Annotated in this window: 12 protein-coding genes; all 12 read left to right on the top strand. The window is 47.9% G+C overall.

All coding sequences use genetic code 11. From position 1 onward, the window contains the following. Positions 1–6: 6 nt before the first annotated feature. The 12 genes from fliJ (at position 7) to J1778_RS02065 (ending at position 12,333) form a co-directional block, all read left to right on the top strand. Positions 7–456, top strand: a complete 450-nt coding sequence (gene fliJ / locus J1778_RS02120) for a flagellar export protein FliJ (RefSeq protein WP_217171774.1) — start codon at positions 7–9, stop codon at positions 454–456. Further along, positions 453–1,709: a flagellar hook-length control protein FliK gene (locus J1778_RS02115; RefSeq protein WP_238484525.1), complete on the top strand. Its 1,257-nt coding sequence runs from the start codon at positions 453–455 to the stop codon at positions 1,707–1,709. Before fliJ ends, J1778_RS02115 begins: the two co-directional genes overlap by 4 nt. Before the next feature lie 149 nt (positions 1,710–1,858). Beyond that, positions 1,859–2,359: a flagellar basal body-associated protein FliL gene (fliL, locus tag J1778_RS02110; protein ID WP_217171773.1), complete on the top strand. Its 501-nt coding sequence runs from the start codon at positions 1,859–1,861 to the stop codon at positions 2,357–2,359. A gap of 5 nt (positions 2,360–2,364) precedes the next feature. After that, a complete protein-coding gene (gene fliM, locus J1778_RS02105; protein WP_217171772.1) occupies positions 2,365–3,363 on the top strand; it encodes a flagellar motor switch protein FliM in 999 nt (332 codons plus the stop codon). A 7-nt stretch (positions 3,364–3,370) separates the two neighbouring features. Beyond that, positions 3,371–3,760, top strand: coding sequence for a flagellar motor switch protein FliN (gene fliN, locus J1778_RS02100; protein ID WP_217171771.1), 390 nt, complete (start codon positions 3,371–3,373; stop codon positions 3,758–3,760). After that, on the top strand, positions 3,760–4,176 hold the full coding sequence (fliO, locus tag J1778_RS02095; RefSeq protein WP_238484524.1) for a flagellar biosynthetic protein FliO: 417 nt from the start codon (positions 3,760–3,762) through the stop codon (positions 4,174–4,176). Before fliN ends, fliO begins: the two co-directional genes overlap by 1 nt. Positions 4,177–4,289: 113 nt before the next feature. Further along, the gene (fliP, locus tag J1778_RS02090; RefSeq protein ID WP_238484530.1) at positions 4,290–4,946 is read left to right on the top strand and encodes a flagellar type III secretion system pore protein FliP; all 657 of its coding nucleotides are present in this window, start codon (positions 4,290–4,292) and stop codon (positions 4,944–4,946) included. Positions 4,947–5,003: 57 nt separating this feature from the next. Beyond that, positions 5,004–5,273: a flagellar biosynthesis protein FliQ gene (gene fliQ / locus J1778_RS02085; RefSeq protein ID WP_112291438.1), complete on the top strand. Its 270-nt coding sequence runs from the start codon at positions 5,004–5,006 to the stop codon at positions 5,271–5,273. Positions 5,274–5,275: 2 nt separating this feature from the next. Further along, positions 5,276–6,055, top strand: a complete 780-nt coding sequence (gene fliR / locus J1778_RS02080; protein WP_217171769.1) for a flagellar biosynthetic protein FliR — start codon at positions 5,276–5,278, stop codon at positions 6,053–6,055. Between the two features lie 34 nt (positions 6,056–6,089). Continuing rightward, positions 6,090–7,766 carry a methyl-accepting chemotaxis protein gene (locus J1778_RS02075; RefSeq protein ID WP_238484523.1) on the top strand — a complete coding sequence of 559 codons (1,677 nt, stop codon included), beginning with the start codon at positions 6,090–6,092 and terminating at the stop codon, positions 7,764–7,766. Positions 7,767–8,000: 234 nt separating this feature from the next. After that, positions 8,001–11,351 carry an O-linked N-acetylglucosamine transferase family protein gene (locus J1778_RS02070; protein ID WP_217171768.1) on the top strand — a complete coding sequence of 1,117 codons (3,351 nt, stop codon included), beginning with the start codon at positions 8,001–8,003 and terminating at the stop codon, positions 11,349–11,351. Further along, the gene (locus J1778_RS02065; RefSeq protein ID WP_217171767.1) at positions 11,344–12,333 is read left to right on the top strand and encodes a hypothetical protein; all 990 of its coding nucleotides are present in this window, start codon (positions 11,344–11,346) and stop codon (positions 12,331–12,333) included. The genes J1778_RS02070 and J1778_RS02065 overlap by 8 nt, the downstream gene beginning before the upstream one ends. Positions 12,334–12,339 lie beyond the last annotated feature (6 nt).

The raw sequence follows: 12,339 nt of genomic DNA, 5'->3' as shown, positions 1-12,339 counted from the left end.
TTAATTATGGCTATCACCAATCCGATGGATTTTCTGCGTGAACTTGCGGAGCAAACGCTGACAGATACCACCGCTGAGTTAGGCAAAGTTCAGCAGGCTTATACGCTGGCTGCGAGGCAACTCGGTCAGCTGGAGAGTTTCGAACTGGAATACCAGCAACAGCTTCGGGCGACGGTGTCCGGTAAAGGGATCCCGGTGGCAGATCTGCTCAACCGCCAGTCTTTCATTGATTCGCTGGGAAATGTCGTTAAGCAGCAGGCGAATAAGGTGCAGAAATGCCAGAACACGGTCAATGAAACACTGCTGACCTGGCGACACGATAAGCAGCGTCTCAATGCGTTTGAAACGCTGAAAAGCCGGGCAGATGACGTACGGATGCTGAAAGAGAACCGACAGGAGCAAAAGCTCATGGATGAATTTGCGCAGCGTGCCTGCATGGGAAGAGAAATTTTATGATTGTCCAGGCCAACTCTGTCATCAGCGGCGTGACCCCTGATAAGGTGCCGGAAAAAAGCACGACGCCTGAAACCGGTGAGGCGAACTTCGCGACCACGCTGGAAAAAGCCTATCCGACTAAACCGGTCGCGCCCGCGAAGGATAACGGGGCGACGCAGCCTGACACAGCAAAGCGTGATAATGCCCGTGCTGACGCTGAGCCGGTGCCCGTGCCTGTTCCTGTTCCTGTTCCTGTTCCCCTGCCAGTCCTGCCCGCTGAGTTACCCCCGGCAGATCTGATCACGGATATGCCGCAACCGGCGCCCGAAGGGCAGACGCCTGAGACACCTTTTGTTGATCCGCAACTTTTGGCTTTGCAGCAAATCGTTACGCAGAATGCTGCCGTGCCTGCGCAACCGGCACAAACGACTGAAGCGCCGGTGACCCCAGCTCCGGTTCAGTCCGAAGCGGCTGTTCAGGTGACGCAACGTCAGGAACGTCCGGGCACTGTGTTGATGATGCCGGAAAGCATGAAGCCGAAAGCCGTCTCTCAGGCGGCACTGGCCGCACAGGCTTCGCTGGCAGGCAAACAGGGAACCGATAAGACCAGCGCCGATCAGCATAAGGATTTTCTGTCAGTGATGACGAAAACCGACGCTGCGCCAAAAGAGCCCGCTGCGGCACCGGCCAGATTTGAACTGAATCCGGCACTGCCGGTGAGACAGGAAAGCTCCGCATTGCTGACCCCGGAAACCGGCCTGCGACCGCATATTACGGCAGTCAGCGAGCTGACCTCTGCTCCGGCACCGGGCGTCACCACGTCGCCGGCGGTGATTAATCAGGCGCTGGGCACACCGGCGTGGCAGCAGGCGGTGGGGCAGCAGCTGGCTTATTTTTCCCGTAACGGCATTCACAATGCGGAGTTACGCCTTCATCCCGAAGAGTTAGGTGCGCTGCAAATCAGCCTGCGGTTGAACAACGATCAGGCGCAGCTGCATTTTGTTACTGAGAACCATCAGGTGCGTGCTGCGCTGGAGGCCGCAATGCCACATCTGCGCACATCACTCGCTGAATCGGGGATCAATCTGGGACAAAGCAGTGTCGGCGCTGACTCCTCTTCTTCTTCCTGGAGTGCCTCCGCGCAATCCGACGGGTCCTCCGGCCGGGGATTCACGGAAGATGACGGACAGGAGAATGCGCATCTGACCGATGAGATGCCGGAAATAAGCAACAAAACTCTCCATTATTCCAACGGTATTAATACATTTGTTTGACATAATAATTTATAGAGCGAATTGGCAACACTAATTTCATTTCTTTCGTGAATTGTTCTGGTGTCCGACTGTAATAGAATGCACGGCTTATCAGAGCATCTATTACGGCCTGTTCGCCGGCTTATTTTTACAACAGGGTTTTCCAGATAATGTCCAAGAAGAACCAGAAGGCCAGCGGGGGTGGGAAAAAAAGTTCCCTGGCTATTTTATTAATGATGCTTATTGCTGTGGGCGCATGTGCTCTGGCGGGCTATACATTTTACGAAATGAAGAACATGAAAGCCGGAGCAAAGGATGATGCTCCGGCGAAGGTAAAAAATGCGGCGCCAGCAGTGCCGGTATATGTGCAGATGGACACCTTCACCGTCAGTCTGAAACCGGAAGCGAATGATTCAGACCGCGTGCTTTATATTGGTCTTACGCTGAGGGTTAAAGACGCGGAATCGAAGTCTTTGCTGGAAGAATATATGCCGGAAGTCAGGAGTCGTTTATTAATTCTTTTAGCGCATCAGACGGCAACAGATATCTCTTCTGATGAAGGTAAGACCGGATTAACAGAGAAAATAAAAGAGACCGTCAGCAAGCCTCTCGCGCCGAATCACAGTGCGGTAGTGACTGATGTATTATTTAACGCATTCATCTTACGGTAATTTCTATGTCTGACAGTATATTATCTCAGGCTGAAATTGATCGCCTTTTAAATGGCGGCAGCAACGCAGAAAGCGAAAGTACTGCTAACAATGCAGTGCAGGATGACGGGATCAAACCCTATGATCCTAATACCCAGCGTCGCGTCGTTCGTGAACGGTTACATTCACTTGAGATCATTAACGAACGTTTTGCGCGACAGTTTCGTATGGGACTGTTTAATCTTCTGCGTCGAAGCCCGGATATCACTGCCGGAAGCATTAAAATTCAACCGTATCATGAGTTTGCCCGTAACCTGCCGGTGCCGACTAACCTTAATCTGGTTCATATGAACCCGTTGCGCGGGACGGCGTTATTCGTCTTCTCGCCCAATCTGGTGTTCATGGCGGTGGATAATTTATTTGGGGGAGACGGACGTTTTCCTACCAAAGCGGACGGGCGCGAATTCACGCCGACCGAACAGCGCGTGATAAACCGGATGCTGACGATGGCGCTGGAGGCGTACGATTTCGCCTGGAGTTCCATTTTCAAACTGAAAACCGAATATGTCCGCGCAGAAATACAGGTGAAATTCACCAATATTACGTCGTCACCTAACGATATTGTGGTGACCACGCCTTTTTATGTGGAAATTGGCCCGCACCGGGGCGAGTTTGATATTTGTATCCCTTTTAGCATTATCGAGCCTTTGCGCGAATTACTGACGAATCCGCCAATGGAAAATTCCAAGCAGGAAGACCGGCAATGGCGGAGTACGCTTGCCTCTCAGGTCAGGGACACTGAACTTGAGCTGGTGGCGAATTTCTCTGATATTTCCACCCGCCTTTCGCAAGTTATGAATATGCAGAAAGGGGATATTATTCCCATTGATAAAAAAGAGAGCATTGAAGCTCGTGTTGATGGCGTTCCCGTATTCTCGGGAAAATATGGTTGTGTCAATAACCAATATGCTCTGAAAGTAGAGCAAATGATGAATCCCGCTTTATTATCTTTAAAAAAGGAGTAATTCCCCAATGACTGACACTACAACTTCGGGCGGTTCTGATAAAGAATCCATCGATGATCTTTGGGGTGATGCGATGAGTGAACAACAAGCCGCTGATAACTCCTCCGCGAAAGAGGTACAGGTGACAAATTTTTCAGAGGATCTCAATCTGATCCTCGATATTCCGGTCAAAATGACCGTGGAATTAGGCCGGACGAAAATGACGATCAAGGAATTATTACGTCTGAGTCAGGGATCGGTTGTTTCTCTGGAAGGTCTGGCGGGTGAGCCTCTGGATATTCTGATTAATGGTTATCTGATTGCTCAGGGTGAAGTGGTGGTGGTTTCCGATAAATTCGGCGTACGCATTACCGACATTATTACGCCTTCAGAGCGGATGTATCGCCTGAGCAGGTAATGATGATGCAGACGACCCCGCAGCCCCACACTCAGAACCTTCCTTCGACTGTTGATACGGCCATGCCCGGTTCAATCCTGGTGAACGTTGGCGGTGCCCTGGTGCTGATACTGATGATTATCGCTGCATTCGCCTGGCTTGCACGCCGTTCAGGGTTTGCCCGCAATCTTCCTAAAAGCAATCAGATACTTTCTGTGGTGGCCAGTCATTCACTGGGGCAGCGCGAGCGCGTAGTGGTCATTGATATGAATGATAAAAGAGTCTTGCTTGGCGTAACGCCGGCTCAGATCAGTTGTCTTGCCACTTTTGATAAGCCGCCGGATGAAGGGGCCGCACAGGAGGTATCAGCGTCTGGCGATTTCCAGTCCACGCTGATGAATCTGCTAAAAAAACGTAAAACGGAGCCAGCGGGATGACTTTATTTTCGCGTCATCATTCCCGCCGGTGGCTGCCTTCGGGACTGTTTCTTTTAATGATTGTCGGGCTGATGTTACCTGCCCGGGATGTTTTCGCCGCGAACGGCGATGTGATGCTGACCCGTTCAGCCGATGGTGAAAACTGGTCACTGCCGGTGCAGACGCTGGTGCTGCTGACCTCACTCACTTTCCTGCCAGCAATCCTGCTGATGATGACCGGTTTTACCCGGGTGATCATCGTTTTAGGGCTATTGCGCAATGCACTCGGTACCCCCTCTACGCCGCCCAATCAGGTCTTACTGGGGCTGGCGCTGTTCCTGACGTTTTATGTTATGTCTCCGGTCTTTAATCAGATCTACAAAGACGCCTGGCAACCTTTATCGGAAGATAAAATCAGCATGGAAACGGCGCTGGAACGAGGCGTTCAGCCACTGCGCACTTTCATGCTCGAACAAACCCGTGAAACCGATCTGGCGCTGTATACGCGTATGGCCAAAGAAGAAAACTTCCAGAGTAAGGAAGAAGTGCCACTGCGCATTTTACTGCCCGCTTTCGTGACCAGTGAACTGAAAACCGGATTCCAGATTGGCTTCACCGTTTTCATTCCGTTCCTGATTATCGATCTGGTGGTCGCCAGCGTACTGATGGCGCTGGGCATGATGATGGTTCCCCCTGCGACCATTTCGTTGCCTTTCAAACTGATGCTGTTTGTTCTGGTGGATGGCTGGCAATTACTGATGGGCTCACTGGCACAAAGTTTCTTTAGTTAAGCAGTGAACAGTAAGCAGTGAATAGTTAAACAGTTAAAAAGTTAAACAGGATGGAAAATGACACCGGAAAGTGTAATGGCGATGGGATTCCAGGCCATGAAAGTCGGGTTGATGATTGCGGCACCTTTGTTATTTGCCGCATTGTTTACCGGGTTGCTGGTCAGTATATTTCAGGCATCCACGCAAATTAATGAAATGACATTATCATTTATTCCCAAAATCCTGATGATCGTGACTGTCGGTATTCTGATGGGCCCGTGGATGCTAAATCTGTTTCTGGATTATATGCGCACGCTTTTCACTAATTTGCCGTACGTCATCGGATAGTTATGCTTACATTGTCCGTTGCCAGCTTATATGCCGTCATGAACCAGTATTTCTGGCCAATGCTGCGGGTACTGGCTTTATTCACGACCGCGCCAATTTTTAATGAACAGGGCATCGGGAAGAAAGCCAAAATAGGTCTGGCGATAATTATCTCATTACTGATTGGACAGCATCAGCCTAACACACATATAGAAATTTTTTCTTTCGCCGGATTATGGGTGGGCGCGCAACAATTCATTATCGGTGCTGCCATAGGGCTGACGGTACAGTTTATTTTTGTGGCCGTGCGCAATGCCGGGGAGATTATCGGTTTGCAAATGGGATTATCGTTTGCCACATTCTTTGACCCCGCCGCCGGGGGAAATATGCCGGTGATTTCCCGCATCCTGAATCTGCTCGTGACGTTGCTGTTTCTGACCTTTAATGGTCATTTATGGATGCTTAATATTCTGGCGGACAGTTTTGTATTACTGCCTGTGAGCGCAACGCCGATCAATGCAGATGGTTTGTTAGCGATTACTTACACCGCCGGAATGGTCTTTAAATGCGGGCTGATGCTGGGACTGCCCATTATCACTCTGCTTCTGACACTGAATTTGACGCTGGGGCTGCTTAACCGCCTGACGCCTCAGCTTTCCATCTTTGTCGTCGGTTTTCCGCTGACGCTGAGTATCGGCATGATAGCGATGTCGATGATCATGTATACCCTTGCGCCGTTTTTTGAAAATATGATGGAAGATATTTTTGAGCACCTGACAAAAATAATCCTTCTGTTGACCTGACTTTTTAATATAGTAGATTATTGCAGAGGCTTTAATGGCATCCTTCAAAATATCGACCCTGATTAAGACTATTTTATTTCTGCTTTGTTTTATTCTGTTGGTCACCTCGGCTTTTTCATTTAAATCCATGTCACAAGCCGGTGATTCTTTCAATGAAATGAAAGTTCTGACTCAAAATATCAGAGAGCTACGCCGCATGAGTGCATTTCTTGGCTCTGTCCGCGGGGATATTAACTATGTGTACAATGACCCGAATGCTTCCCATGAGTTCCTCGCAGAAAAAGCAGCAGTAATTTCTGAAGGGATTAAAAATGCACAGCGCCATGCCAGTAATTTTCAACGTTCCGCTGAAAACAATAAGGAAGGTGAGGTTTATGCAACCAATGTTTATAATAAATTCAACGCATTAATTGAAAGTTACACCAATAATATGCGTTCTCTCGAAGCTAACAACAATACTGGCTTCGATAACGGTAAGCTGGAGAATGCGCTGGATGACGCCGTACAGGAATACGCAAATTATAGCGTTGAGGTAGAAAATAATATTACCAACAAATTTTCCGCAGACCGTCTGGCGTTCCTGATCATCTCGGGGCTTCTTCTGGCGGTGACCATCTGTATCTCATGTCTGTCATTTATTCTTATCAAACGATTTGTGTTCAATCGTCTGCAAACTGCGTCATCCATGCTGGATAAAATCAGCTCCGGCGAATTGTTCCATGAGTTTGAAACAGGGGCTCGCAACGAAATTGGTGTGATGCTGGAATCGCTGCAGAACATGAAAGGCTCACTGAGCGGGATTATTACTTCCGTCCGCTATACGTCGGATAACATCCGAACCGATGCTTCTGAAATCGACACCGGTAACCATGATCTGGCTTCCCGAACCGAAGAACAAGCCAGCGCACTGCAACAGACCGCAGCGAGCATGGAAGAAATTAAAACCACCGTGTCTAACAATGCTGAAAATGCACGTCAGGCAAATCTGTTGTCTCAGCAGGCGCGTAACACTGCGGATAACGGATCTTCGGTGATGGCCAACGTGGTTTCCACCATGGATAAGATTTCCAAAAGTGCGCGAAAAATTTCTGAAATCAACGGCGTGATTGATGGCATCGCCAATCAGACGAATATTCTGGCACTGAATGCCGCTGTTGAAGCCGCACGTGCCGGTGAGCAGGGACGCGGTTTCTCCGTTGTCGCCAGTGAGGTTCGCAATCTTGCCGCCCGCAGTGCCGATGCGGCAAAAGAAATTAATCTGCTGATCAATGAGTCTGTTAAAAACGTCGATGACGGTGCGCGCCTGATAGAAGATGCCGGTAAAACGATGCATGAGATTGTCACATCAGTCACCCACGTCAGCAATATCATGCAGGAAATAACCCAGGCTTCTGAAGAACAAAGTACGGGTGTTGCCCAGATAGCAATGGCGGTGAATGAAATGGATTTAGCCACTCAGCAGAATGCGGCAATGGTGGAAGAGTCATCCGTGATTACTCAAAACTTAAATAATAATGCCCGGCATCTGTTTGATATTGTCTCCTTCTTCCGGGTGGAAAAAACCGATAATGCTGCACAGCCTGTGACGCAGGAGTCCACTCACGGGGAAGCTGTCCGTCAGTCAGGCCGGATTAAGAAAACCACCCAACCGAAAGAAATTGCATTTAAAAAAGACGTCAGCACGACTGAAGGTGCCTGGACCGAATTTTAATTAATTTGATGACTCACGTTATTACCGGAAGAGGCGAACACGCCTCTTTTTTTTTATCTGATAACGCTATTTGGTTGTTAAGTTGTCATCTTTTCAAACAATGGACTCCCGGCTTCTGATGATAAAATACCCCCATATTATTACTGTGTAAAAAATAAGGCTGCATTGCGCGAGTCGTGCGGTAGCTTTGCTTACAGATAACTAAAACAAATTTGAGATAACAGGATTTATATTTTGAAAGATTTGTATTCATCTCATCACTTTTCTCCTGCCGGAATTTATACCTCTGCGGCAATGTACGGCGTAAAAGGCGCTGATCCGAAAACGGCGAACGTTCTCGAAATCGGTTGTGGCGAAGGCGCGCATCTCATTCGTTTTGCCGTTGCGAACCCTTTAAGTACGTCAGCAGGAATAGATATTGATCCTGATTCTATTAAGCAGGGGCAACAGACGGCTTCCTGTTTTGGAATTGAAAACACCCATTTATATTGCCTCGGGTTACAGGATTTATTTTCCATCGATCCGGGTAAGTTTGATTATATTATTATTGAGGAACTTTTCAGCCTGCTGGATGAGGAAACCCGTCATTCATTGCTGAGTTTTTGTGAGCAACATTTAACAGAACAGGGAATTGTCGCGGTAAAGTGGAATACGTTACCGGGCGCGCAGATCACTGATACGTTACGTGAAGCCATTGCACTGCATACCCAAAATTCAGTCAGCGATGAAGAGAAAATATCATCAGCAAGAGCGATGCTGGGATTTATGAATATTGCTCATCCTGACGGTGCCCTGAAAGACCGTATCACTGAAGCATTATCTTTATCGGATACAGAGCTGGCTGTACGTTATATTTACAGTAAAAATGATGCACGCTATTTGGTTAATTTTACTCACGACATTATAAAATCAAATATTAACTACGTCGGCGATGTGACGCCTCAGTATGAAATAGCGCAGCATTACGGGAAAGATGTCACTGCGGTACATGCGACGGCCACCGGTTTACTCGACAACATCACAGCCCAGCAATATCTGGACTTTGCCGTCGACCGGCAGATTCGCTTTAGTCTTCTGATTTCCAAAAACAATCAGTCAGTGATTCATAAACAGGTTCAGCTCAGTGAAGTTGAAAATTTGCACTGGGCAGGCAATTATCAAAGACAAGCTGATGCAAAAACGTTCTATAACCGGCAGGGAGAATCCCTGACCTCAGAGAATGATTTGCTGGGTCGGATCCTTGACGTAATAGGAAACAGCTGGCCTTTGAGTGTCAGTACGCAGCAGATTATAAAGAATACCTGTTTGCCCGAAGAGCCTGAAGAGCATGCCGGCAAAGTGATTAAAACGCTGCAGGCATTATACATAGAGAATGTTTCGGGTATTTATACGTCTTTAACGCCTTCACCTTATAACCACTCACGCTTTGGCAATCTTAAACTGATTTACCCGACTGACAACATTGTCTGGCCAGAGTGTGGCTACATCGAATCAGAGAATCTGTGGGGTGAAAAGGCTGTTCTGAAGAAAAGTGAAGCAGAGTTTGTTCAATCTGGTTTACGTATTTCAGATGAGGAAAGTTATAGCCTGGCGATGGATTTGGTCAGCAAAGGGCTGCTTACCGGCTCAGACATTGCCTGGTTGCGCTTATATCAGCAGGTCATGGCATTGCAAGATGTGGATATTGCCAGACGCCGGATTTCAAGCTTAATGCTGTTTTCCACAAGCACAAAAGAAGGGGGATTCCGTCAGGAACATGCCGGTCATAAAAGCCTCAGTAAAAAAACCGATAATGATGTTGACCAGAAATCTCTGAGTAAACTAAAAGGCTTATATTTGTCCGGACATGTCCAGGAATCTTTTGAAATAATGGAAGAGCTGAGAGCAAAATACCCGGACAGTATTACGCTGTTAAGTGATATATCCTCTATTTATCATCAGGCTAACAACGTGGATGAGGCATTAAAATGCCTTACCAAAGGTTTGTCGATCAATTCGAATTTGTTTGAATTTTACAGCGGTATCGTATTGTGCCTTTCAAAACTCAATGATCGTCATTATCCTAAAAAAGTTGCACAGCATTTGCTGAGAAATCATCCGAAAAATGCGCAAGCGTGGGATTTACTCGGGAAGGTTTATAACGATCTGCGTAACAGCCTGAAATATGAATACTGCGCACGTAAAGCCGCAGACATGAACAGTAATAACGCCGCATACCTGCTCAAATTAGGTAACGTTCTGAGTGAACGTAATCAGATGCGTGAAGCCAGAGCGTATCTGGAAAAAGGCGTGCGACTGTCAGAGTCTTCTCTCGGATATTTCGCCAATTACAGCAACATGCTGTTTGTCATTCTTCACGATCATCAGTGTTCGCCACAAGAAATCCTTTCCGAACACCAGAAGTACGGCCACAAGCTGAGTGCGTGGGCGAAAAATAAAACGGTCGAACGCCCGGTTTCAGTGAATGACAACCCCCGCCTGCGGATTGGTTTTGTATCGGGTGACTTCAGGGATCATCCGGTGAGTAATTTCATCTATCCCGTGCTCAGTTCAATCGATAAAACCCGCTTTGACGTCATTGGCTATAATGTTTCTCCTTCTAATGACCGCCATACACAGCTTTATGCGGCATTATCTTCAGAATGGAATGACGTTAAAAGTCTGAGTCATATTGAGCTGGCAGAAAAAATTGCAGCGGATGGCATTGATATCCTGATCGACTTATCGGGCCACACGGCCTACAACCGTTTACCTGTTTTTGGTCTGAAACCGGCCCCGGTTCAAATGTCGTGGATAGGATATCCCGGGACTACCGGCGTAAAAGAGATGGACTACTATCTTATTGATAGCAATTTTGCCGCGCCGGGGGTATTAGACAGTCACTTTACCGAGAAACTGGCTTATTTACCTGCGGCGAAGCAATTCGAGCCTGCGGATTACAATATAGATATTAATACCCTTCCTGCGCTCAAAAATGGGTATATCACGTTTGCCACGTTTAACCGTCCGCAAAAAATTACTGCTGCTGTGCTTGATGCCTGGGCAAGAATATTAACTCGGCTTCCTGATGCCAGATTACTTTTCGCTTCAATGAGCGATGAGGAAATGATTGAGAAATACATGCTGGAGTTTGAAAGCCGGGGAGTCCGCAGGGAACAAATTATTGCACGCCTGAAGTGCGGATTTGGCCCGTATCTGCACATGCATGGCGAAGTGGATATTATTCTCGATACTTTCCCTTACACCGGCGGTACAACCACCAATCATGCTTCCTGGATGGGGATCCCTTCACTGACCCTGGAAGGGGATAGCGTCGTTTCACGTCAGGCCGGCGCAGCGATGAAATTCCTGGGTCTTGAGGAGTTTGTCGCGAGTTCAGCGGATGAATACGTGGCGAAAGCCGTCGCGCTTAATGAGCAGCTTGAGCATCTGAACAATGTGCGCCTGTCCCTTCGTGAACGTATTTTGGAAAGAGAAAAAAGAGTCAGCCACCGCGCATTCTACTTTGAAAAAGTTCTCGAACAGGCCTGGAGTTTGCACAAGCAAGGGTTGCCCGCACAAGCCATAGTCCTTGCTGATGACTAAATTCTCAGACGCTATCGGGGGATATTTCCCCCTTGAGCTTCCCTGCTTGCAGGGGCATTTTTATCCGAATTTAGCGTTATTTTCATCTGCCCGTGGCGCTTTTTACGCATTACTGATGTCAGGAAAACCCGATGCTGTTTGGGTGCCGCGCTATATCTGTGATGCGATGCTTTCACCCCTGGAAACATTGCAGATCCCGGTGAAATATTATTCGCTGGATAGCCAGTTAATGCCGGGCTCTGAAGTGGTTCCTGCGCAGAATGAATGGGTACTGTGGGTCAATTATTTCGGGTTATGTGAGGTTCAGAGGCAAAAACTGCTCGCCCGGTTTAATCCCCGTCAGCTGATTCTTGATCATTCCCAGGCCTTTTATTCCCCGCCGGGTGATTGTCTGGCAACGCTGTATTCTGCGAGAAAGTTCTTCGGTGTTCCTGACGGTGGCCTGCTGGCAACGTCATTGCCGGTGGATGTGCCGCAAACCGACCCGCTGGTTTCACTAAACCGTTCGGCGCATTTGCTGCGCAGACTGGCAGAGAACGCGGAATCTGGTTTTGCCGCCTATCAGCAGGCAGAAGAAACGTTTACAGAAACGCCGTCTGCAATGTCTCAGCTGACGGAAACACTGTTAAAAACGATTGATTATCAGCAATGCAAAGTGGCGAGGAACGAAAACTTCCGCTTCCTGCATCAGCACCTCGGGCGCTTTAACGAGGCTGCCTTTGATAACGCTGCTGCCGACGGGGCTCTTTGCTATCCCTTTTTGAACAGAACATCCGGCCTGCGTCAGTTCTTAAATAATGAACGTATTTACACCCCGGCGTACTGGCATGATGCAGCCGGCAGAGTGATGCCATCAGGCATTGAGAGCAATTTTATTAACCATCTGATCCCTTTGCCTGTCGATCAAAGATATGGCATTGCGGAAATGGAATTCATTGTTGAGAAAGTCGCTTATTTTCTTAATCCGTCTGCTGGTGTTTAAATTAAA

Source organism: Rahnella bonaserana (assembly GCF_019049675.1).
Classification (GTDB): Bacteria; Pseudomonadota; Gammaproteobacteria; order Enterobacterales; family Enterobacteriaceae; genus Rahnella; species Rahnella bonaserana.
Note: the sequence above shows the minus strand (reverse complement) of the source record. Positions and strands in the feature narration are given on the sequence as shown.

Coding starts and splice junctions, on each gene's coding strand:
- fliJ (WP_217171774.1), top strand. CDS start 7: ATGGCTATCACCAATCCGATGGATTTTCTGCGTGAACTTGCGGAGCAA.
- J1778_RS02115 (WP_238484525.1), top strand. CDS start 453: ATGATTGTCCAGGCCAACTCTGTCATCAGCGGCGTGACCCCTGATAAG.
- fliL (WP_217171773.1), top strand. CDS start 1,859: ATGTCCAAGAAGAACCAGAAGGCCAGCGGGGGTGGGAAAAAAAGTTCC.
- fliM (WP_217171772.1), top strand. CDS start 2,365: ATGTCTGACAGTATATTATCTCAGGCTGAAATTGATCGCCTTTTAAAT.
- fliN (WP_217171771.1), top strand. CDS start 3,371: ATGACTGACACTACAACTTCGGGCGGTTCTGATAAAGAATCCATCGAT.
- fliO (WP_238484524.1), top strand. CDS start 3,760: ATGATGATGCAGACGACCCCGCAGCCCCACACTCAGAACCTTCCTTCG.
- fliP (WP_238484530.1), top strand. CDS start 4,290: ATGCTGACCCGTTCAGCCGATGGTGAAAACTGGTCACTGCCGGTGCAG.
- fliQ (WP_112291438.1), top strand. CDS start 5,004: ATGACACCGGAAAGTGTAATGGCGATGGGATTCCAGGCCATGAAAGTC.
- fliR (WP_217171769.1), top strand. CDS start 5,276: ATGCTTACATTGTCCGTTGCCAGCTTATATGCCGTCATGAACCAGTAT.
- J1778_RS02075 (WP_238484523.1), top strand. CDS start 6,090: ATGGCATCCTTCAAAATATCGACCCTGATTAAGACTATTTTATTTCTG.
- J1778_RS02065 (WP_217171767.1), top strand. CDS start 11,344: ATGACTAAATTCTCAGACGCTATCGGGGGATATTTCCCCCTTGAGCTT.